The organism is Myxococcus hansupus (assembly GCF_000280925.3).
In the GTDB taxonomy this organism is placed as follows: domain Bacteria; phylum Myxococcota; class Myxococcia; order Myxococcales; family Myxococcaceae; genus Myxococcus; species Myxococcus hansupus.
Map to the genome: position 1 here is coordinate 8,899,940 of NZ_CP012109.1, position 21,590 is coordinate 8,921,529.

General features: G+C 68.1%; 17 protein-coding genes and 1 CRISPR repeat array (1 of these 18 cut by a window edge). Of the genes, 15 read left to right on the top strand and 2 right to left on the bottom strand.

Annotated elements, in window-relative coordinates:
• The first annotated feature begins 228 nt into the window (after positions 1–228).
• Genes A176_RS35125 through A176_RS35135 form a run of 3 tightly spaced genes read left to right on the top strand, consistent with a single transcriptional unit; the run spans position 229 to position 3,193 of the window.
• Positions 229–1,509 (top strand): ABC transporter substrate-binding protein, encoded by a 1,281-nt coding sequence (locus A176_RS35125; RefSeq protein ID WP_002639992.1) that lies wholly within the window; start codon positions 229–231, stop codon positions 1,507–1,509.
• Positions 1,506–2,384, top strand: coding sequence for a carbohydrate ABC transporter permease (locus tag A176_RS35130; protein WP_144429674.1), 879 nt, complete (start codon positions 1,506–1,508; stop codon positions 2,382–2,384). The genes A176_RS35125 and A176_RS35130 overlap by 4 nt, the downstream gene beginning before the upstream one ends.
• A complete protein-coding gene (locus tag A176_RS35135; RefSeq protein WP_002639994.1) occupies positions 2,381–3,193 on the top strand; it encodes a carbohydrate ABC transporter permease in 813 nt (270 codons plus the stop codon). Before A176_RS35130 ends, A176_RS35135 begins: the two co-directional genes overlap by 4 nt.
• A gap of 9 nt (positions 3,194–3,202) precedes the next feature.
• Here A176_RS35135 and A176_RS35140 read toward each other — a convergent pair whose 3' ends face one another.
• A complete protein-coding gene (locus A176_RS35140; RefSeq protein ID WP_002639995.1) occupies positions 3,203–4,066 on the bottom strand; it encodes an RpnC/YadD family protein in 864 nt (287 codons plus the stop codon).
• A 182-nt stretch (positions 4,067–4,248) separates the two neighbouring features.
• Between A176_RS35140 and A176_RS35145 the strand changes: the two genes are divergently transcribed.
• The 5 genes from A176_RS35145 to A176_RS35165 all read left to right on the top strand — a co-directional run bounded on the left by A176_RS35145 (position 4,249) and on the right by A176_RS35165 (position 12,186).
• Positions 4,249–7,653: a serine/threonine-protein kinase gene (locus A176_RS35145; RefSeq protein WP_002639996.1), complete on the top strand. Its 3,405-nt coding sequence runs from the start codon at positions 4,249–4,251 to the stop codon at positions 7,651–7,653.
• 14 nt (positions 7,654–7,667) lie between these two features.
• Complete coding sequence (locus A176_RS35150; RefSeq protein ID WP_044889972.1) at positions 7,668–8,450, top strand: RNA polymerase sigma factor; 783 nt, start codon at positions 7,668–7,670, stop codon at positions 8,448–8,450.
• Between the two features lie 15 nt (positions 8,451–8,465).
• A complete protein-coding gene (locus A176_RS35155; RefSeq protein WP_002639998.1) occupies positions 8,466–9,314 on the top strand; it encodes a serine/threonine-protein kinase in 849 nt (282 codons plus the stop codon).
• A gap of 88 nt (positions 9,315–9,402) precedes the next feature.
• Positions 9,403–10,266, top strand: a complete 864-nt coding sequence (locus tag A176_RS35160) for a nucleotidyltransferase domain-containing protein (RefSeq protein WP_002639999.1) — start codon at positions 9,403–9,405, stop codon at positions 10,264–10,266.
• A 90-nt stretch (positions 10,267–10,356) separates the two neighbouring features.
• Positions 10,357–12,186 (top strand): SAVED domain-containing protein, encoded by a 1,830-nt coding sequence (locus A176_RS35165; RefSeq protein ID WP_002640000.1) that lies wholly within the window; start codon positions 10,357–10,359, stop codon positions 12,184–12,186.
• Between the two features lie 46 nt (positions 12,187–12,232).
• Here A176_RS35165 and A176_RS40390 read toward each other — a convergent pair whose 3' ends face one another.
• Positions 12,233–12,394, bottom strand: coding sequence for a hypothetical protein (locus tag A176_RS40390; RefSeq protein WP_226994083.1), 162 nt, complete (start codon positions 12,392–12,394; stop codon positions 12,233–12,235).
• Here A176_RS40390 and A176_RS35170 point away from each other — a divergent pair.
• The 7 genes from A176_RS35170 to cas6 are packed head-to-tail and all read left to right on the top strand — an operon-like array spanning position 12,381 to position 19,818.
• A complete protein-coding gene (locus A176_RS35170; protein ID WP_226994084.1) occupies positions 12,381–13,757 on the top strand; it encodes an RAMP superfamily CRISPR-associated protein in 1,377 nt (458 codons plus the stop codon). The two genes, A176_RS40390 and A176_RS35170, sit on opposite strands and share 14 nt — an antisense overlap.
• Positions 13,758–13,761: 4 nt before the next feature.
• On the top strand, positions 13,762–15,552 hold the full coding sequence (cas10, locus tag A176_RS35175; RefSeq protein ID WP_002640003.1) for a type III-B CRISPR-associated protein Cas10/Cmr2: 1,791 nt from the start codon (positions 13,762–13,764) through the stop codon (positions 15,550–15,552).
• Positions 15,549–16,751 carry a type III-B CRISPR module-associated protein Cmr3 gene (locus tag A176_RS35180; protein WP_002640004.1) on the top strand — a complete coding sequence of 401 codons (1,203 nt, stop codon included), beginning with the start codon at positions 15,549–15,551 and terminating at the stop codon, positions 16,749–16,751. Before cas10 ends, A176_RS35180 begins: the two co-directional genes overlap by 4 nt.
• A gap of 2 nt (positions 16,752–16,753) precedes the next feature.
• Positions 16,754–17,698, top strand: a complete 945-nt coding sequence (gene cmr4 / locus A176_RS35185; protein ID WP_002640005.1) for a type III-B CRISPR module RAMP protein Cmr4 — start codon at positions 16,754–16,756, stop codon at positions 17,696–17,698.
• Entirely contained in the window at positions 17,695–18,096 is a 402-nt protein-coding gene (locus A176_RS35190; protein WP_002640006.1) for a type III-B CRISPR module-associated protein Cmr5, read from the top strand. The genes cmr4 and A176_RS35190 overlap by 4 nt, the downstream gene beginning before the upstream one ends.
• Entirely contained in the window at positions 18,086–19,195 is a 1,110-nt protein-coding gene (cmr6, locus tag A176_RS35195; protein WP_002640007.1) for a type III-B CRISPR module RAMP protein Cmr6, read from the top strand. The genes A176_RS35190 and cmr6 overlap by 11 nt, the downstream gene beginning before the upstream one ends.
• Positions 19,192–19,818, top strand: coding sequence for a type I-MYXAN CRISPR-associated protein Cas6/Cmx6 (gene cas6 / locus A176_RS35200; protein WP_002640008.1), 627 nt, complete (start codon positions 19,192–19,194; stop codon positions 19,816–19,818). Before cmr6 ends, cas6 begins: the two co-directional genes overlap by 4 nt.
• Positions 19,819–20,116: 298 nt before the next feature.
• A CRISPR array of direct repeats spans positions 20,117–21,590; the repeat unit is 36 nt; unit sequence GTCGCGCTCGCCGTGATGCCGGAAGGCGTTGAGCAC (it continues 2,972 nt past the right edge of the window).

The window sequence follows — 21,590 nt, forward strand, 5'->3', positions numbered from 1 at the left end:
GTTGTCCTTGCCTGCGTGAGAATACCGCTCCGGCGGCGTCCAAGCGAATCGTGGCTCTCCCTCAGTTGTCTCTGACTCACAGGCCATGGTTGGCTTTGCTGGCTGACCTTGAATATCTGGAAAGTTTGTTTTCATTCAGAGCGCCAGACTTTCGGGGTGTTGACGTGCGGACCTCCGCGAATTCCCGAGGTTGACGCGAGCGGACGCGGCTGGAGTCATGCCGGGCGCATGGGATGCCCTCGCTCCATCGTGTTCGTCCTGGGCCTCGTCGCGCTGGTGGGCCTGGGCGGTTGCCGGCGCGAAGAAGCGGCGGGCGAGGCCGCGGGCCGCACGCGGCTCGTCTTCAAGTATCAGCCGCTGTGGGGCCCGCCCGAGCCGTTCCGTGAGCTGTTGGCGCGCTTCGAGCGGGAGAACCCGCGGGTGGAGCTCGTCACGGAGGCGTTGCCCAACGCGTCGGACCTGGCGCACCAGTTCTTCCTCACGTCGCTGGAGGGCGGTGCCCGGGACTTCGACGTGTTGGTGGCGGACGTCGTCTGGGTCCCCGAGTTCGCCCGCGCCGGGTGGATTGCCGACCTGTCCGAGTACTTCCCGCCCGAGCGCCTGCGCGAGGATTTCTTCCCGGGCCCCGTGGAGGCGGTGGTGGTGGAGGGCCGCACGTACGCGGTGCCGTGGTACCTGGACGTGGGCGTGCTGTACTACCGGACGGACCTGGTGCCGCGCGCGCCGCGCACGTACGCGGAGCTGGAGCGCTTCGCGCGCGAGGCGATGGCGAAGACGCCGGGGCTCCAGGGCTACGTGTGGCAGGGGCGGCAGTACGAGGGCCTGTCCTGCAACGTCTACGAGGCGCTGTGGGGGCACGGCGGCCAGTCGCTGTCCGCGGATGGGCGGGTGCTGCTGGACGACGCGCCCGCGCGCGAGGCGCTGGCGTACCTGCGCGGGCTGGTGGAGCGCGGCGTGTCACCGGCGACGGTAACGGGGTTCTCGGAGGAGGAGTCCCGGCGCGTATTCCAGGAGGGGCGCGCGGTGTTCATGCGCAACTGGCCCTATGCGTGGAGCGAGGCGCAGAAGCCGGACTCGCCCATTCGCGGCAAGGTGGGCATCGCGCCGCTGCCGACGGTGCGCGGCGAGCCGGGCTCCGGGGCGCTGGGCGGGTGGCAGCTCGCGGTGAACGCGCACGTGTCGCCCGAGCGGCGGAAGTTGGCGGCGCGGTTGATTGCGCACCTCACGTCGCCGGAGGCGAACCGGGTGCTGGCGCTGAACTACGCGCGCAATCCGCCGAGGCCCGCCGTGTATCAGGACCCGCGCCTGCGTGAGGAGGCGCCGTTCATCGCGAGCCTGCTGCCGTTGGTGGAGCGCGCGAAGCCTCGGCCGGTGACGCCGTACTACAACCTGATTTCGGATGTGCTCCAGAGCGAGTTCTCCGCCGCCGTGGCCGGGCTGCGCACGCCCGAGGCCGCGCTGAAGCGCGCGCAGCGGCAGGTGGACCATCTGACGGGGGAGGGGCCGTGAGGGGGCGGGGTTCGATGGAGCAGGAGCGCCGGCAGGCGTACCTGTTGGTGGCTCCGGCGGTGGTGGTGCTGGCGGGCGTGGCGCTGTACCCCATCCTCGCGGCCATCTGGCTGAGCCTGCACCGCTTCATCCTCGTCTTCGGCGAGCGGCGCTTCACGGGGCTGGAGAACTACGCGTACCTGCTGAGTGACGAGCGCTTCTGGGCCGCGCTGGGGAACACGGCGTACTTCACGGCGGTGGCGGTGACGGTGGAGCTCCTGCTCGCGGTGCCGCTGGCGTTGCTGCTGCAGCGGTCCTTCCCGGGCCGGGGACTGTTGCGTGCCTCGGTGCTGGTCCCGTGGGCCATTCCCACGGTGGTGAGCGCGCGCCTGTGGGCGTGGATGTTCAACCCGGAGTACGGCGTCATCAACCGCATGTTGCCGGGGCAGGACATCAACTGGCTGGGCGCGCCGGGGTACGCGTTGCACGCGGCCATCCTGGTGGACGTGTGGAAGACGACGCCCTTCGTGGCGCTGTTGGTGCTCGCCGGGCTGCAAGGCATCTCCGAGGACCTGTACAAGGCGGCGCGCGTCGACGGTGCCTCGCCGTGGCGAACGTTCGTGTCCATCACGCTGCCGTTGCTCAAGCCCGCGTTGCTGCTGGCGCTGTTGTTCCGTTCGCTGGATGCGTTCCGGGTGTTCGACGCCATCTATGTGCTCACGGAGGGCGGGCCGGCGAACACGACGGAGACGCTGAGCATCTACGCGTACAAGACGCTGATGCGCTCGGGGGACTTCGGGTACGGGAGCACCTTGTCGGTGGCGACCTTCCTGTGCGTGGTGATTCTGGCGGCGGTGTGGCTGCGGCTGCTCGGGCGAGAGGAGGCGGCGCGATGAAGCAGCGTCCCGGCCTGGGCACCGCGTTGGCGGTGGTGGCGTTCCTGACCTTCTTCCTGGGGCCCTTCTTCTGGCAGGTGCTGACGAGCCTCTGGCCGGATGGCGAGCTGACGCGGCCGTGGCCCTCGCACCTCACGTTGGAGAACTACGCGAGCGTCCTGTGGGGACGGCCCTTCCTGCGCGTGGTGTTGAACTCGTTGGTGGTGGCGGCACTGACCACGGTGTTTTGTCTCACGGTGGGGGCCGCGGCTGCCTTCGCCCTGGCGAAGCTGGAGTTCCGCGGCAAGGGCCTGCTTTTGAGTGCTGCGCTGGCGGTGAGCATGTTCCCGCCCATCGCCACGGTGAGCCCGCTGTATCTGATTCTGCGCGCGGTGGGGTTGCGCGACAGCCTCGTGGGCCTGGCGTTGCCGTATGCGACCTTCGCGCTGCCGTTGACGCTGTGGGTGCTGACGTCGTTCTTCCGGCAGCTCCCCGACGAGCTCTACCGCGCCGCGCGCGTGGATGGCTGCACGCCGTTCCAGGCCTTCCGGCAGGTATTGCTGCCGCTGGCCGCGCCCGGGCTGGCGACGACGGCGATTCTGGTCTTCATCTTCGCGTGGAACGAATTCCTCTACGCACTGACCTTCCTCTCCACACCGGAGAAGCGCACGGTGCCGGTGGCCATCAGCCTGTTCGCCAGCGAGTACCGCGAGCCCTGGGGCGAAATCGCCGCGGCCTCCGTGGTGGCCACGCTGCCCCTGGTGGCGCTCACGGTGTTGTTCCAGCGGCGCATCGTGTCCGGGCTCACCGCGGGCGCGGTGAAGGAGTAGGGGACGGCGTCAGTGGCCCTGTTGGGCGAGAACCGCACGCAGCTCGGCGGCCGCGGTGTCTGGGGCGGTCACGGCCTGGGTGACGAGGTCCTTCAAGGACGCGGCGCCGAGCTGGGCGAGACGCTCCTCGGCATCGGCGGGCAGGGGGATTCCGCGCGCACGGGCGAAGGTGTGCAGCACCTGGACGCGTTCTTGGACCGCGACTCGGGCCCGAACCAGTTCGCGTTGCTCTTCCCAGAAAGGTGAATCAATCATGATGTCCCTCAAGTGCTGACTGAGCCTTTCCTGCCCGAACCGGCGAGACGCCAGCGTGCCGAGTACCACGAGCAAGTCTAGGCGTTCCTCCGTCGAAAGGCTCGATGCCTGACGGATGCGGGATTCGGCCCAGGCGATGCGTTCAGGACCCGCGCGCGATTCCAGGACAGAGAGGGGAATCAGGGCGGAGGCCGCCTGCAAGGCAGGTTGGAGGTAGTCCACCTCCCAGAGTCGGACCACCTGGAAGTCAAAGGTGAGGACGCGGATGCCAGGGCACGCGAAGCCGTAGGGCGGCGGCGTCCCCTCGGCTTCTGGCGTGAGGTAGATCGCGACCGGAAGCACGGGCAGCTTCTCCCGGCGATGGATGCGGACCGTGTAGTCCAACAACCGCACCGCGAACTGTGGGTCCGCCTGCGCCTGGATTTCGATGTCCACGGCGAAGCGCACGCCGTGGGCTTCCACCACCAGCACCGTGTCCGCGCGCCGCTCGGACTGCGGAAGGCTGGAGTCCGCCATCCGGATGAAGGCGGGCGTCTGTCCCCCAAAGAGGAGCAACAGCAGTTGCTCGGGATGGCCTTGCACCAGCCTGCGCAGGATGAGGTCGAAGACGGTGGTCATGAAGTGTGAAGACCCTACAGGTAGGGTCTGACAGGCGATTCCTCCTGGGTTCAGGCGGGGTCTGACTGCCCCCTACCCGCTTGAATGGCATGGATGACGCTGGAGAAGGGGCGGGGCTGGACTGGGAATGCCCAGGAGGCGCAGGCTCTTGGTGCCTCCGTCCGGGCGGTCACGCGCATCCCATGACGCATCCATCTCAAACCCAGGTCGGTCCCTACCGGTTGCTGCATTCGCTTGGCAGTGGCGGAATGGGGCAAGTCTTCGCGGCGGTCCACGAGAGCGTGGGCAACCAGGTGGCATTGAAGGTGATGTCCCCCTCCGCGGCGGCGGACCCGCAGCGCGTCGCACGCTTTCTCCAAGAAGCGCGGGCCCTTTCTCGGCTGGAGCATCCTGGCGTCGTTCGAATCCTCCACTTCGATCGTGTCGAGGGCACGGCGTATCTGGCCATGGAGCACTTGCAAGGACTGTCGCTCAGGCAGTGGATGCAAGCTCAGCCCCGCATTCCTTTGGAATCTGCCCTGGCCATCTGCGGACAAATCGCCGCCACGATGGTGGACGTCCACGCCGAGGACATCGTCCACCGCGACTTGAAGCCAGAGAACATCTTCCTGTGCCCGGACTCCACGCTGGCGTTGGGGCATCGAATCAAATTGCTCGACTTCGGTATCGCGAAGGTCCCGAGCGGGCAGGCGGACCTGCTGGCCACGCAGGTTCATACGCACGAAGCCACGTTCATCGGGACGTTCCGTTACATGGCACCGGAGCAGTGTCGTAGCGCCGCGAAGGTCGACGGTGCCGCGGATGTCTACGCTTTGGGCGTCCTCTTCTTCGAGTTGCTCGCGGGTCGGCCTCCCTTCGATGAGGACGAGCCCGTGCTGGTCATCGCCGCGCATCAGTACGAAGAGCCCCCGTCCTTGAAGCAGCTTGTGCCGTCCGTGCCCGCGGCACTCGCCACGTTCATCTCGGACATGCTGGAGAAGGAGCCCGCGGCGCGTCCCGACATGAAGCGGTGCCGCGCCCTGTTCGAACGCGCCTGGGCGCAAGAGCTGGATGTCTGCCCCGTACCCGGACTGGCTCCCTTCACGGAGGCGCACGCGGAGCTGTTCTTCGGCCGGCAAGAAGAGTCCCGCGCGCTGCTCCAGCGGTTGGAAGAGGCCCGCCTGGGTTCTCAACGCTGGGTGCAGTTGGAGGGGCCCAGCGGTGTGGGAAAGTCCTCGCTCATCCAGGCCGCGTTGCTACCAGGATTGAGGGAACTGCCTGCTGATGCGGAGCCGCGCTGGCTCATCGCCACGTTGCGTCCCTCGGACACGCCGCTCCGTCATCTCGCGGAGGCGCTCTCCACTGCCTATGTGGCTGTCGGCACCGTCAAGCCGCTTGATGACATCGAGGCGCTCCTCCGAAGTGGTTCTGTCGCTCTCCATGACTTCGTCACGGCGCATACGCCCACGGCGTACCGCCTGCTCCTGGTCATCGAACCGCTGGAGGAGTTGTTCACGCTGGGCAGCGCGGAGTTGGAGACAGTGGATGCGTTGCTCGCGGCCGCGCTGGCGGCCCCGGAGACGCCGCTGCGGCTGTTCACGAGCCTTCGCAGTGACTTCATCCACCGGCTCGAACAGATGCCCTCGCTGCCGCACCACCTCCATGCCGCGGCCCGTTTCCCGTTGCTGCCCATGGGCGACGAGGCCCTCGCGCAGGTGGTCCATGGGGTGGCGAGGCGCGCGAGGCTCCGGCTCAGCGCGGGTCTCGCCGAGCGCATGGTGCAGGACGTCCGGAGCGAGACGGGCCGTCTCCCATTGCTGGGGCATACCTTGCAGAGCCTATGGACGCTCAGTGGCGGCGCGCCGCTGACGCATGAGCACTACGATCGGTTGGGCGGCGTTGGGGGAGCGCTGGCTCTCCAGGCGGAGTCGTTGTTGAAGAGCCTGGGAGAGGAAGGCACGAAGCGGGCGAAGTGGCTCCTCCTGGCGTTGGTTCAGGTGGGGCGCGGCACGGCGGATACCCGCCGCCCTCGTTCCCGTCGAGACATCCTCATGGCGGCGGGAGGCGACACCCTGGCCGAAGAGGTGCTCTACCGTTTGTCTGGCATCCCGTCGGGGCCGTCCACGCCAGGGTTGCCGGGCCTCCGGCTGGTGGTGCTCACGGGAGAGGTCAATCCGTCGCTCCAGCGCGTGGAGTTGGTGCATGAGACCTTGCTGCACCAGTTTCCACCGCTGGCTGCCTGGTTGGCCCAGGAGCGCGTCCTGTTGGAGCGGCAGTTGGATTTGGAAGGCGTGGCGAATGCGTGGGAGCAGGCGCGCCGACCGCGGGAGGGTCTGCCCACTGGGACGCTGCTGGACCACTACAGACGCGGATTCGATATCCCGGACCCACGGGACGCACCCGCCCTCAGCCCTCGCGCGCGGGACTTCCTGCTGGCGGCGGAGCGGCTCTCCCGTCAGCGCATCCGCATCAGGCGGTTCCTCTTGGGCATGGCGGCACTCGCGGGCCTGGCGATTCTCTTCTACGCGGTTCGCGCCGAGCAGGAGCGGCAACACGCGGAGGCCAATCTGCTGCGCCTGGTCGCGGCAGCGGACAACATCTCCGAGGACGCGGATTGGAACCTGAGCAGGTTGGCCCACACGCTCGAACTTCGGCTCAAGATGCTCCGGAGGCTGAACGTGTCCCTGACCTCATTGCCCACGTCCGATAAGGCGCGGTATCCCGTTCGTCTGGCCACCATTCACGTCGCGCACAGGATGGGGGACATCGCCTACTACGATGGCACCCTGGCCGAAGCCGAGAGCCGGTTGACCGAGGCGCTTCGTACGATTCGTTCAGGGCTTGCCGACCGGCCGTCCGACGAGGATCTGCTATGGGAACTCGCGCTGAACGACTCCAAGTTGGGCAAGGTCGCCATGGCGCGGGGGCAATGGGCCCTGGCAGGTGATCGCCTGATGGCGTCCCAGCAGTACATGGAGGAACAGCCCGCGGAGGGAGACACCGCTGTCGATACTCGGCGAAGTCTCGCGGTGAGTCTGTCGGAGCGCGCGGAACTTGAATGGGCGCAGGGACATCTGGGCAATGCCGCCGAACTGTTCGATCGTGCCATTTCGCTGCACGAGATGAATTGGGGGCCCTACGACGAGGCGTTACTCGCGGTGGTGCTCGCGCAGCGGAGCGAGGTCGCCATCGAGGCGGGAGATTTCGACGTGGCGGAGCGGCTCATCCCCAGAACGGTCTTGATTGCGGAGCGATGTGTTTCTGTTCGCGGCGGTGAGCAGTTCTTTCGCTGGGCGCAGGGGCGAAGCCTGGTGGCGGAGGGCGGGCTGCACCTCAGGAAGCGTCGCCTGATGGAGGCGGTGGCGAGTTACGGCAAGGCTCGGGAGTTGGGGAGGGAGTTGCTCGACGGCGAACCCCCCAATAAACGGTTCGCGCTGATGTATGCCCATGCGCTCCGGGGAAGCGAGGACGTGTCGCGCATCCAGGGCCGGGATGTAGAGGGGCAGTCGTTTCGCCAGGAACGGTGTACGCTGGTGAATCGTTTCCTGGAACAGGATCCGGAAGACATTCGCTTCCGTGCCCTGGCATGTGAGAACCACCATCCGTAACGAGGGGGGACGTGATGATTCCGCAATCCCATGAGGAAACAGCATTCGAGGATTTGCTCCAGCGGGCACGTGCTGGAGAGCAGGAGGCCATGGACGCTTTGTTCCGCCGGAGTTGGAAGGCATTGGAGCGGCATGCATCCAAGAGTCCCGCGCTGGGGCTCCAGGGAGCCACCCGCCCGTCGGACATCTTCCAGGACTCCGCGCTGCGCGCCTTCGAGAAGTTGGCGTCCTTTCGTGGCAACTCCGAGGGAGAGTGGGTCACCTGGCTCAAGCAGGTCGTCTTCTCTCAGTCCATCGACATTGTCCGCGTGGAGGCGGGACAGGCGAAATATGTTCCTGGGGGGCGGGTGCCGGAGGGAGAGGCGTCCGAGTCCCTTCCCTCGCAGGAGCGGACGCCAAGCCAGGTCACCGCCCATCATGAGGACTGGCACAGATTGCTGTCGAAGTTCACGCTCCTGACGCCGGACCAACAGAAGGCCATCTCGCTCTTCTGGTTCGACGAACTCTCCGTGGAAGAAGCTGCTCAGCGAATGGGAAAGTCGCATACCTCCGTGTCATCGCTGTTGCAGCGAGGGATGAGCACCCTGCGGCGGGAGATGCGGAGTGATGCGAGTTCCAGCCAGGACGACGCAGAGGTGAGCGCCGCATTGGCCGCGTACTTCCGCAAGCGGGGTGCGGGCGCGTCCCCGGACATGGAAGCCTTCATCGCGGAGTATCCCTCATGCGCGGACGGGCTGCGGGATGCCTTGAACAGTGTGCTGCGGCTGCGCGCGCTCAAGCCCGCCACCCGTTCTTGACGAGGTCCGCCGGGCATGTTGCCTCAAGGAACTCAGGCAGGGGCGTACCGCATCGAACGCAAGGCCGATACGGGGGGAACGAGTGATGTCTATGAGGGCCGCGACGCCAGCGGAGGCCCCGTCGCCATCAAGGTGCTCGCGACCCGGTGGTGTGTCCATGCGGAGATGGTGGCGCGCTTTCTCCAGGAGGCGCAGTCGCTGCTGTCCTTGAGGCATCCGCATCTGGTGCAGGGACTCGCGGTGGGGCTCATCGAAGAGAAGCACCCCTACCTCGTCCTGGAGTGGTTGCCGAGGAGTCTGGAACAAGGGCTCGCCGCAGAGGGAGGCCAATTCAAGGATGATGATTGCGCGCGCATCGTTCACCAACTCGCGGGGGCTTTGTCCCTGCTTCATGAGAATGGGTGGGTTCACCGCGACCTGAAGCCCGCCAACGTGTTGCTCGCCTGCGAGGGCCCGGGCAGGGTGGATGTTCGGCTGTCGGACCTTGGGCTCGCCAAGCGGCTCTCCGGGCCCGAGGCGCCGGACTCCGGCTTGCCGCTGTCGACCGCTGAAGAGTCCTTTTTGGGAAGCCGGCACTACATGGCGCCCGAGCAGTGGGTGAGCGCCAAGCGGGTGGGACCGGCGGTGGACGTCTACGCCCTGGGTGTCCTCTGGTTCCAGATGCTCGCGGGCAGACTCCCGTTTCCCAGCGAAGCCGAGCATGAGCTGATGTTCCAGCATGTCACGGCGCGGCCCCCTACGGAGTTGTTGGAGGCCGTCGCATCCGGGACGACTGTCGAGATGGTCGCGCGGATGCTCGACAAGGTCGCGGGGCGGCGGCCCCCTCTCTCAGACGTCCTCGCGCTGACCTCCGGCACGCGCTGAGGAGGCGTTCCTCAAGAAAATACGCGAGTCGCGATGCCTTTCGCGCGCCGGGAGCGTCCTCCGGGGAGACGGAACAGGAGGCGCCATCGTGTTGAGTGTGGGTGAGGCACTGGAGCGGTTCATCAGTTCGCTGGAGCTGACGGAGGGGCAGCGGGACGAGGTCAGCAGGCAGCACACCTTGGTCCGTGAGGAGCTGAGCCGGAGGCTCGCCGGCTGTGAGACGTCGTTCCTATCGGGGTCCTATAGCCGGAGCACCGCCATCCGGCCGCTGCATGACATCGACATCTTCACTGTGGTGGGGCGGGCATCGTCTACTCCTCCGGAGACGCCGGATGCGGCGCTCAAGCGGGTGCGTCAGGCCCTTCACGAGGCCTGGCCCAATAAGGAACTGCCCATTCTGCAACAGCACTCGGTGCATCTGGAGTTCACGAAGTCCGGCATCGAGTTCGACGTGGTTCCCGCCTATCAGCACCTCAGTCAGGAACTCTTCCTCATCCCGGAGGGGAATACCGGGCGGTGGATTCATACCAACCCACGGATTCACAAGGGGCTGAGTACCGATGCGAACGAGCTGGCGGGCAAGAAGTTCAAGCCGCTCATCAAAGCTGTGAAGCACTGGAACCGCCAGCACGGCTCCAGTCCCTTGCGGTCATTTCACCTGGAGGTGATGGGCTACGAAGCCTTCTCCCAAGCTCCGGTGGGTTATCTGGAGGGGCTGCACACGCTCTTCGCATTCATGGCGGGCCGCGTGGACCGGCCAGTCCCCGACCCCGCGGGGCTGGGAGGCAAGGTCGACGCGCGGATGACGCTTGGGCAGCGGATGGCCGCGAGGAACGCGTTCCAGGGCGCGGCCAGGACGGTGCGGCTGGCGCTGAGTGAGCGCGATTCCAATCCGGAGCGCGCCCATCTCCGGCTTCGGGAGCTCTTCGGCGAGACGTATCGCTATCGCTGACGCCGCGGTCATCCGAAAAGTGAACGGCGCCGCGATGGGTTTCAGGCCTTTTTCGCGTCCTCTCTTTTGAAGCCCTTTCCAGGAGAGGCCATGCGGAGCGAGGACATCCCCATCACCCCGAGGACCCGCGCGCTCATCGTGCGCTACGAGCAGGACCGGCCCGTCATCGAGGCCACTGCGCGGGACACCCTGATTCGGTACGGCCTGGAGGGCGACCGCGACGTCGACTCCGTCGTCTTGCATCCGCATGACCCGGCCCGGGCTGCTCGGAGCCTTCCGGGGCAAGAGTGGAGCGAGTCCTTCGATGAGCACGAGCGTTTCGCGGCGGCCCTGCTCGAGCGGGAGGCGGAACTGCGCATCGACCACCTCCCCGTGCATATCTTCGGCTGCGCGCCCCTGGCGTTGATGCTCGAGCTGGCGTCGCGACTGCCTCGCCGGCCCGTTTGTGTCTATCAGCAGGCGCAGGATGGCTCCTGGTCGCTGGGGTATGACCGGATGATCGCTCCCGCGACGGAGGACTTCTTCCAGGTGGAAGGGCTCCCGTCGGGGCGTCAGGGCGGAAGGGGACATGTCCTGCTGGTCGTCGAGGTGACGCGCGCCATTCGGGACAACGTCCGGTCCAAGGTGTCGGCGTGGCTGCCCGAGGCGTCCCTCCTGACGACGGTCTGCCTCCGTCCCGTGGCGGGGCCATCCACGACCGCGGTCCAGAACCCAGGGCAGGTGGCTCGCGCGGCGGTGCAGTTCCGGGAGGTGCTCGACAGGCTGCATGAGCTGCTGGATGGCGCCGAGTCCGTGGTCCTGGCCATCGACGCGCCGGGCAGCTTCGCGGCGGCGCTGGGCACGGTCGTCAATCCGACCACGCAGCATCCCTTGACGCTCCTACACTTCAACGCGGACCGGCAGGTCTATGACCGGGTGCATGTCATCCGCGCCCGTCGCGTCGTGGCGCCCCGCGTGCCCACCGCGGACGACAAGCTCGCGGCCACGCAGGTGCTCCGAGCGGTTCAACGGGTCCACACGGAGCTGGTCGCCTGGCTCAAGGAGCCTGCGCAGCAGCCCTTCGTCGAGCACATCGATGGGCAAGCCTACCTGCGAAGTGAAATCGAGGACGACCCTGCCTTCGAGAGAACGCCACTCTTCCGTCACGGCGCCGGGAAGTGGAAGTTGGATTGGGAGTTGCTGTTGGGGTTGGGGGCGCTGCGAGAGCGGCTTCAGTCGCAGGACGACTGGAAGGAGTGCCTGCGGCTGTTCCTCATCCACGAGGCCTTCCATGTCCGTCAGGGCGGGCTGACCTCGTACAGCTACCGGGGCATCGGCAGGGCGGGCTTCGTGCTGGAGGCCGCTGACTACGACGCGGATGCCGTGGGCGTCGAGGTGGCGCTGGCGTGGCGCAAGGCCAAGCAGGGCGGCACCGTGAAGGACGTGGGGCAGGTGAAGACGCTCGAGTCCATCGTCTGGAACTCGCTGGAGATTCTGCGGGTCTTCGAGCCCGTGCGCCCCGTGCGGGAGCTCGCCGAGCGGAGGTTGCGCCGTTACCTCATCTGGCTCTTCCATGCGTGCCGGTTCTCCGTGCTCGCGGTGCGTTCACCGGACGCCGAGGTGCGGGATGAGCTGGAGCGGGTGACGGTGGAGTTGGTGGGGCTGCCTGCCTTCAGGGACCCCCACGAGAGCTACTTCCAGCAACGGGTCCGGTTGTCTCTGGAGGACAGCCGCGAGGAGGTGATGCTGGCCATCTACTTCCGGCACCGGCTGGTTCGCATGGACAACCACCGTGCGTGGGTCGAGGACCTGCTCCAGTCGCTCCGGGACTGGGAGGCGTCTTCGCGTGAAGAGCTCCAGGACCGCGTGCGGTTGCTCTTTGAGCGCCTCTTCGAGAGGCACCCGGAGTTGCTCGCCGCCCGGCGGACGGACGCGCGGTAGCCGCGCGGCAGGAAGGCACGGTGGGGCCGGTTCCCACCGTGCGTGCTCACACGCCTCGTTCACGTCGCTGCTCTACCTCCTGCCCTGGGAGCGCCATGTCCCCGTTGGACTTGCCTGAACCTTCTTCAACCGAAGCCAGCTTCTTGCGCCGGCGCTCCGCATCGGCACCGCCGCTGGAGTCCTTCACGTTGTCCTTGAAGACCGTCACGCCCATTCTGGGGGGCGGCGTCGTGGCGCGGAGCCTCGAGCTTCCCACCGTGGACATCATCCGGGTCCCCACCTTGCGCGGACACCTGCGCTTCTGGTGGCGCGCGCTCTACGGCCACGCTTTCGCCGCGCGTGGCCCCGCTGGAGCGGAGGCGTTGGCGCGCGAGGAACGCCAGCTCTGGGGCGGCATGGGAGGGGCGAAGACACAGGACGACGATGACGCCGGTGCCCGTCGCTCACAGGTGGAGCTCCGGGTGCTGGAGGTGCGTCCCGCCGGGGAGGACACGGGGAAGATCGACCTTGGCGCCTTGCCCTCCTATGCGCTGTGGCCCGCTCGGAACGGGAAGGGCGAAGCAGACCTTCCTCGCTGGAAGCCAGGCCTTCGCTTCACGCTGGAAGTCATCGCTCCCCAGGGGGAGGTCATGGCCCAGGTTCGCAACGCGGTGCGTGCCTGGATTCTGTTCGGCGGGTACGGCTCGCGCGTGCGTCGCGGCTGCGGCGCTGTGTGTCTGGAGCCCTCGACGCCCGATATCGCCCAATGGCTCCCGGCTTCGGCGGACCGGGCCTCGCTGCGTCGGCTCTTTGGGGACCTGCCGCTCTTCTCCCCTGAACTGGCGGAACGCCCGGGTGACATGCCCCTGCTTCGGGGAGCGCACCTCTTCCGAGGGGATGTGAGCGCGAGCCAACGTGACGGCGAGAAGGTCTGGCTGTCCGCGTTGGGATGGCTGCGTGATTTCCGTCAGGGCACTCAGCCCACGTCCTCGGGCAACACCGAGGAGCTGGGCGTGGCGAGGAACCCAGGCGAGGGAAAGCGCGCGGGACGCTCCAACTGGCCCGAGGCCGACAAGGTTCGCCGCTTCGCCAGAGCGGCCCGTCATGACAGGCGGGCAGGCAATGCCTATCCAGACGTTCACGCGCCACGCAAGCAACACTCCGCGACGCCAGCATGGCCGCGCTCCGGCTTCGGGCTGCCCATCGTCTTTCACTTCCAGCAGAAGCGGCGAGAAGGAGGCGATTACCTCCCCAAGGAGCCCGAGGACGTACAGCTCCAGTGGGAGCGGCAGGTGGGGAACCAGTGGGAGTCGATGGACCGGCTCGCGTCGCCGCTCATCGTCAAGGCGTTGCCGCTCGCGGATGGTCGCTTCGAGCCCATCGCACTGTGGTTGGAGCGAGGCTCGCCCAAGGGCGGCCAAGTCGTGATGACGCAGTTCAAGGACGCCGACCCGCGCACGCGCGTGTCCTTCGCGCACGCGTTTCGCGCCAGCGACGACCAACCCCTCTTCAAGCCACTCCAGCGCGCGGACAACCTGCGCGACGCCTTCTTCCTGTGGCTGAAGGAAACCCGCAAGGCCCAGGAGGCGTGAGCCCATGAAGCACGTCATCGTTCTCAAGGTGGGCCCGGTTCAGGGCTACATCGCGCAGGCTCGCCGCACGCGGGACCTCTGGTATGGCAGTCAGCTCCTGTCGAAGCTGGCCCGGGAGATGGCGAGGTCGCTCGAAGCGTCAGGGGCCTCGCTCATCTTTCCGCACCCGGACCAGGTGCGCGACACGAGCACCGGTGTGGCCAACAAGGTCGTCGCGCTGGTGGAGGACGCGCCGGAGCAGGCTGCCCGGCGCGCCAGGGACGCGGCGAAGTCCCTGCTGCGGGCAGAGTGGAAGCGGGTCTTCGACAAATGCGAGGCCCTCCTCATTCTCGGCGCGGAGGCGCTCGCCGAGGAGCAACTCGACAGCTTCCTGGAGGTCCACGCCGCGTGGGCGCTCGTCGAGGATGCACCCACGGGCTACGCCACCGCCTTGCATGAGGCCGAGCGTGCCCTGGAGGCTCGCCGCGGCCTTCGCGAGTTCGCTCCGTGGAAGCAGACGCCCCCCGATGGCACACACAAATCGAGCCTCGACGGCGCGCGTCCGTCCTTGCTGCGCCGCGACCGCGAGAAGGGGCGCCTCTGGAGCGCCCTCCGCATCGGCCTGCGCGAGGAGTTGGATGCGCTCGGAGTTCTCAAGCGCGCTGGCGGCACTCCGGGGCAGTTCGTGCCCGTGCCCTCCATCGGGCTGGCGGCATGGCTCCAGGCCGCGCGTGCGCGGCATCCGGAGCTCCTCGCGCGACTCAAGGAGGCGTGTAAGGCGCTCGCCTTCCAATCCGTGAGCACCCGGTCACGTCCCTGGGTGGAGGCGTTCCCCTACGACGGGCAGTTGCTCCATCCCGAGCGGTTGCAGCCGTACTTCGAGGAGTACGCCATCCCCGAAGCCCGGCAGGCCGCCGCGCGCTTCGGCCGTGACTTCGTGGAGCCCTTGCGTCGCGCCATGAAGACAGAGCCCTTCCCTTACGTGGCTTGCCTGGTGGCGGATGGTGACCGGATGGGCCACGCCCTGGAGCAACTCGCGAAGCGGCCTGATGGGCATCAGGCGCACCAGCGTGTCTCCCGGGCGCTCGCCGGGTTCACGCAGGAGGCGAAGCGCATCGTCGAGGTGAATCACCGTGGCGTACTCGTCTACGCGGGCGGCGACGACGTGCTCGCCTTCGTCACGCCCATGGACGCGCCCGCCTGCGCGCAGGCGCTCGCCACCGCCTTCCGCACCGCGCTGGAGGCGGCGCTCGCTGGCACGGGCGCAGACGTTCCCACGCTGTCCGTGGGAGTGGGCGTCGGTCATGTCCTGGAGAGCCTGGGCGAGCTGCTCACGCTGGGCCGCCGCGCGGAGACCGCCGCGAAGAAGGCGGGGCGCAACGCGCTGGCCCTCCTCGTGGCGAAGCACGCCGGCCGGGAGCGCCTGTGGACCGCGCCGTGGACCGCCGACCCCGTGGGACAACTGGAGAAGGACGTGGCGCTGCTCACGCGGGACACCTTGCCTCTGCCTCTGGGCAAGGTCCACGAGGTGGCGGCCCTCGCGCGCCGCTTCCCCGCAGGCACCGCCGACGCGCCCACGTTGGCTCAACTGCTGAAGGATGAAGCTGGCCGAATCCTCGCCAGGACCGAGGCGGGCCGCGCGCCCAAGCCGCTCACTCCAGCGGAGGTGGGCCTCGAGCTGTCCACGGACCCTCACGCCCACGAGTCGCCGTGGGTGGCGCTGGAGCGTTGGTCCTCGCGGTTGCTGGTCGCGGACACCTTCGCTCGCGCGGGACGCGGGCTTGCTTCAGCCGAGGACAAGGAAGGTGCGAGATGAGTGACGCGTGCTTCGCGCTGCTGCCGCGCGACGGCCTGTCGGCCAAGGATGGCCGGGGCTGGTACACCTCGGAAGTGGGGCGCGGGTACTCCCTGCCGTGGCCCCTGCCCACCACGGTGCGAGGCGCCCTTCGCGCGGCCTGGGGCCACGACGTCATGGCGGCCACGGGCATCACCTTGTCCCCAGCGTCGTGGGAGCACCGCTCGGAGCAGGTGGGGCTCCAGCGCTTTATCGCGCTGCGCCGCGCCCTGGGGGAGTCGTTCACGCGCGCCCACCGGATGTGGCCCGTTCCCGCCGACGCGGTGCGTGTCCTCGACGAACGGGGCGCGGAGTGTCTGGTCCGGCTGGAGCCGCACCCAGGTGGTTCCAGGACGCTGGGGCCGGATGAAGACGACGCCCGGGAGGCGCTGTGGCATCCGCGCCGGAGCGCGAGCGGCAAGCCGCTGACCTCGCCCCTGTTCTGGCCGGAGTCCCGGATGATGGCGTGGCTGAGCGGCGCGCCGGTCTCCCCCATGCCGGAGCAGGAGGGGTTGTCTCAGCGTACGGACATCCACCTGGCCATCGACGTGGAGACGCAGGCGTCGCAGGACTCCATGCTTCACTCCCGCGAGGTGGTCGAGATGCTCCGCGCCCAGCGGCAGGCAGGAGGCTTCGCCGTGGAGGAGTGGGCGCTCGGCCTTTCCTGTGTGTGGCCGGATCCGGCCAGCGGGCTGCCGCGAGGCCCGGTGGGCCTGGGTGGGCGGCGGCGTCTCTCATCCGTGGAGCGGCTGGACGTGGCGCTCTTCGCCATGCCGGATGCGCTGGCCCAGAGGACGCGAGGCTTGCGTCTGGTGCTGGCCACGCCCGCGGAGTTCCAGCGCGGCTGGCTGCCGGACGGCTTCGAGCGCGTGGCCGGGGCGCCGCCTCGCTACGTGGGCCGGTTGCCCTGCGTCGACGCGCCCGTGGTGCTGCGGGCCGCGTTGGTGCCGCGTGCATTGGAAGTGTCAGGCTGGGACATGGTGCTGCGGCGGCCCCGTCCCACGCGGCGCTGGGTGCCTGCCGGCGCCGTCTACTTCTTCGAGAAGCACGGCGGTGGGGACTTCACCGCCGAAGAGCTGCGCGCGCTGTGGCTGGCCTCCTGGGGCAGCGGCCACGCGGAGGCGCTGGGGCAGGTGCTGCCCGGCGTTTGGCAACCGCCCCATCACGGACAAGGAGCCTGAGCATGGAGAGCCGACCCTATCTGCTTCACGCGCTGTCACCGCTGCACGTGGGCACCGGACAGAGCGTGGGCGTCATCGACTTGCCCCTGGCGCGAATGAAGGCCACGGGCATCCCCTTCGTCCCGGGCTCGTCGCTCAAGGGCGTGCTGCGCGAGCTGCTGCGGCCTCGCGAGGAGGCGGGCGACGCGAAGAATCTGCACGACGCCGTCTTCGGACCTCGGCGCCTGACGGCGGGCCCCGCAGGTGATGAACCTGGGGACTACGCGGGCGCGCTGGTGGTGGGCGACGCGCGGCTGCTCGCCCTGCCGGTGCGCAGCTTCGTGGGCACCTTCGCGCTGGTGACGTCGCCCCTGTTGCTCGCGCTGGCACGCCGGGACCTGGGCGAGACGGCGGGGGCGTGGCCCAAGGTCGAGCCTTTGGGCAAGCTCGGCGCGCGTGTGGCCTCCGTGAAGGGCAACTCCGTCGTGTATGGCGCCGGGACGCCGTCGGCCCGGGTGTACCTGGAGGACCTGGACCTCCCCGTCGAGCCGAAGGACGACGCGGCCCTGGCCGCCTGGGCCCAGGGACTGTGCGGGTTGCTGCCGGAGCCGGAGCGCGACCTGCTGGCGGAGCGGCTGGTGCTGGTGGACGACGAGACGATGTCCTTCCTCTGGGAGACGGCCACGCAGGTGGACACGCGCGTGAGCATCGACCCGGTGACGGGCACCGCCGCGCCTGGGCAGCTCTGGACGGAGGAGAGTCTTCCCGCGGAGACGCTGCTGGTGGGCGTGCTGGGCGCCACGGGCACCTTCAACAAGGCCCCGCGCAAGTTGACGGCGGACGAGGTGCTGGGCGAGGCGCTCGGTGGCGAGGGCACGGTGCTGCAACTGGGCGGCAAGGCCACCGTGGGACGCGGCCGGTGCCGGCTGCTGGGCTGGACGATGGCGAGCACGCGAGGTGGCCGATGACGGCCCGGACGCGCGAGCAGCAGCGCGCGCTGGAGGTCTACGCGCGGGTCCGCGCGGTGCCCTCCGGCTTGTGCGCGGAGTACAAGCCCCGGGTGAACGGCCTGGGCGCGGCGGTGCTGCGCGACGGACTGGCGGCGGCGCTCTCCTTCCTGGAGCGTGAGCGCGCCAAGAACGAGGCCGCGAGGCAGTTGCTGAAGGACCTGGCCTTCTGTCTGTCCCATGCGCGGCTGCCTGGGCTGACGAAGCCGGGCTTGAGTGATGAGAGCCTGCCGGAAGAGGTGCGGCGACTGGAGTTGAGTGAGTACATGCTGGCCACGCGCGAGTCGCTGCGGCTGCTGATCTGGTTCCGCCGCGCGGTGCAGGCCACGTTCCCCGCGGAGGTGCCTGGTGACGCGTGACGCTCAGACGCCGGTGGAGACCATGCGCGTCGCCTTGCGACCGCTCGCGGGAAGGGTGGAAGAGGGCGCTCACGCCGGGCTCCTGTACGAGCGGTACGCGCCAGCGAAGGTGCATGGCAAGGACCCGAAGACCGACCCGTGGGAGCAGTGGTTGTCCGGGTTGGAGACGCACCCCGAGCCCAAGGGATACGCCGTCGCCTACAAGCGCTGGGAGGAGTCGCTCCGTCAGTCGTACACGGTGACCTTCCGGGCGCGTGCCGACAGCCGCCTGTTGGTGGGGCATGGCAATGCCTCACCGACTGGCGTGGGGCTGACGCTGCACCACACGTGGGGCGTGCCCGTGGTGCCGGGCTCATCACTGAAGGGCGTGCTCGCCGGCTACCTGCGCGCGGTGTACGGCGATGACGCGGCGGATGCGCGGCGCCGACTCTTCGGTGTACCCGGGGAGGATGGCGCGCAGGCCCATGCGGGCGAGGTCATCTTCCACGACGCGCAGTGGGTGCCGCATCCTCGCGAGTCCGAGGGGCAGAAGCCGCCAGCGTTCCTGGCCCGCGACGTGCTCACGGTCCACCACGCGGGTTGGTATGGTGGTTCGTCCGAATGGCCGAACGATTATGAGTCGCCCAATCCCGTGGCCTTCTTGACGGTTCGGCCTGGGGGCTGCTTCCTCGTCGCGTTGAGCCTGGCGCCGGGAATGGAGGCGGACCCCCAGGCGGAAGCGTTCTTGTCCTGGACCGCAAGGCGATTGGACGAAGCGCTGCGGCACTGGGGCGTGGGGGGCAAGACGGCGGCGGGGTACGGCCGGTTGGTCAGGCAAGGGAACTTCGACATCCGTTCTCCCCGGCGTCCGATGCTCGCGTCGCCCGTGCTGACAGAGTTCCTGGCGTGGGTGGATGCGCGTCGTGAAGACAAGACGCCCAAGCGGCAGGTCCTGACGTCCTTTGAGGAGATGTGGCTGCCACGGCTGATGACGCTCGCTCCGGCGGCGCGTGATGAGGGCGCGGCGGGCCTTCGAAAGCTGATCAACAAGCACCCGAAGCTCGAGACGGTGATGGACAACTTGATTGCCCGGATGATGGGTACGGGAGGTTCTCCGTGACGTCTTTCGACCTGCTCTTTCCCGTGCGAGGTGGGCCCGTGCCGTTGGACCACGGATACGTGCTCTTCTCGTCGCTGTGTGCCCGGGTGCCCGAGTTGCACGGGCGGACGGACCTGGGGGTGTTCACCCTTCGGGGCGAGCGCGCCGAGGGAGCGTCGCTGCACCTGGGACGGGGCACGCTGCGCCTGCGTTGCTCACCGGAGCTGGTGCCGCACCTCCTTCCGCTGACCTCCGCGCCGCTGAACGTCGCCGGGCGCGAGGTGGTGCTCGGTTCGCCGGTGGTTCGCGCGCTGGAGCCAGCGTCTTCGCTGAATGCGCGGGTCGTGACCTTCAAGCATGCGCTCGACGCGGCCTCCTTCCTGCGGGGTGTCTCCCGTTCGCTCCAGGAGTTGGAATGTGAAGCGCGGCCGGTGCTGGGCCGCAGGCGGGTGGTGTGCATCCAGGGGCGGCGGGTGGTGGGGTATGCCCTTGAACTGCAGGGCCTGTCGAAAGAGGACTCGCTGCGTGTCCAGGCGCGAGGGATGGGCGGACGTCGCCACATGGGTTGCGGCCTGTTCCTTCCGCCTCGCCCCGCGGTACGAGGCGTCGTCCCGCTTCGTGAGGGGCTCGCGACCGCCGCGTGAGTCCAGGTGCCGTTGTGTCCTGGCAGGGGCCCTGCGGGGATTGAAGGGCGCGAAAGACATTCAAGCACCTCGCCGTGGCGGAGGGCTGTCACGGCGAAATGGGCGAATTCCCCAGGGAGTTCATGGGGTTGTGGCTCTTTGACAGGTGAATAGGTGCATGATCGATGAAAAGACGAGTGATTTCCGTAGGTTCGGAGTTCTGGGTAGGGTCTGGACCTGACAACCTGGGTGGAGGCGGGGGAGGTGCTTGAAAAGAGGGCTGTAAGTCCCTGGAGTTGCTGGGGAATTCGGGCGGGCTGTCGCGCTCGCCGTGATGCCGGAAGGCGTTGAGCACCCCTGGTACTCGTCGTGCTCCTTGACCATGCCCCGGGTCGCGCTCGCCGTGATGCCGGAAGGCGTTGAGCACTAGCGCCCCGCCGCGTCCTTGACCGGCTCGGCGTCCTTGAGCCAGTCGCGCTCGCCGTGATGCCGGAAGGCGTTGAGCACTGGTCGTTTGTCCTTGCGTTTCATCCGATGGCGGGTCGCGCTCGCCGTGATGCCGGAAGGCGTTGAGCACGCGTCAATGAGTTCCTTCACCAGACCCTGCTTGAGGTCGCGCTCGCCGTGATGCCGGAAGGCGTTGAGCACACGAACACCTGCCGGGTCTCGAACAGCTCAAGGCCCGTCGCGCTCGCCGTGATGCCGGAAGGCGTTGAGCACAGACCTCGCGCCGCGATTGACTTGCCCAGTCCGGCAGTCGCGCTCGCCGTGATGCCGGAAGGCGTTGAGCACAGCGGCCACGGGTTGGACTGGATATTGGGTGCGGTGGTGTCGCGCTCGCCGTGATGCCGGAAGGCGTTGAGCACTACGCTACGCATACTGTTCGTTGCGTAGGACGGCGGACGGGTCGCGCTCGCCGTGATGCCGGAAGGCGTTGAGCACACAGGGAGGGGTGCGATGGTGGCGAGCGTGCGCGGCGGTGTCGCGCTCGCCGTGATGCCGGAAGGCGTTGATCACCTATCTCTCTGTGGTTCAGGCAGGGGAAGAAGGGGAGTCGCGCTCGCCGTGATGCCGGAAGGCGTTGAGCGCCACCACTCGATGTTCCGACGCACGATGTCGAAGAGCTGGTCGCGCTCGCCGTGATGCCGGAAGGCGTCGAGCACTTGGACGTGGGCTTGCGGCTGAAGTGGGGGGCGAACGTCGCGCTCGCCGTGATACCGGAAGGCGTTGAGCACTTGACTCGTTGGGCACCAAGACGGTCGCGCGCGCCGTGATACCGGAAGGCGTTGAGCAGCACCCCAGCTTGATCTGAGCGCCGTCACTACCGGCGCTCGTCGCGCTCGCCGTGATGCCGGAAGGCGTTGAGCACACGACGGGCGATGCGCCCACGGCCACCTAGTAGGCATAGTCGCGCTCGCCGTGATGCCGGAAGGCGTTGAGCACTTCTTGATGTTGTGATGCAGGACGCCGTTGATGAGGTCGCGCGCGCCGTGATGCCGGAAGGCGTTGAGCATCAGTGCTGGACCACGATCTCCTTGCCGAAGTGCTTGGGGTCGAACTCGCCGTGATGCCGGAAGGCGTTGAGCACCACTCCCAGTGGTTGCCGATGGCCGACTGGAGACAGTCGCGCTCGCCGTGATGCCGGAAGGCGTTGAGCACTCGGCGGCTACGTGGACCTTGGGCGCAGGTTCGGTGTCGCGCTCGCCGTGATGCCGGAATGCGTTGAGCACCCTTGGACACAACCACGGCTGGCAGACCGGTCTTGGTCGCGCTCGCCGTGATGCCGGAAGGCG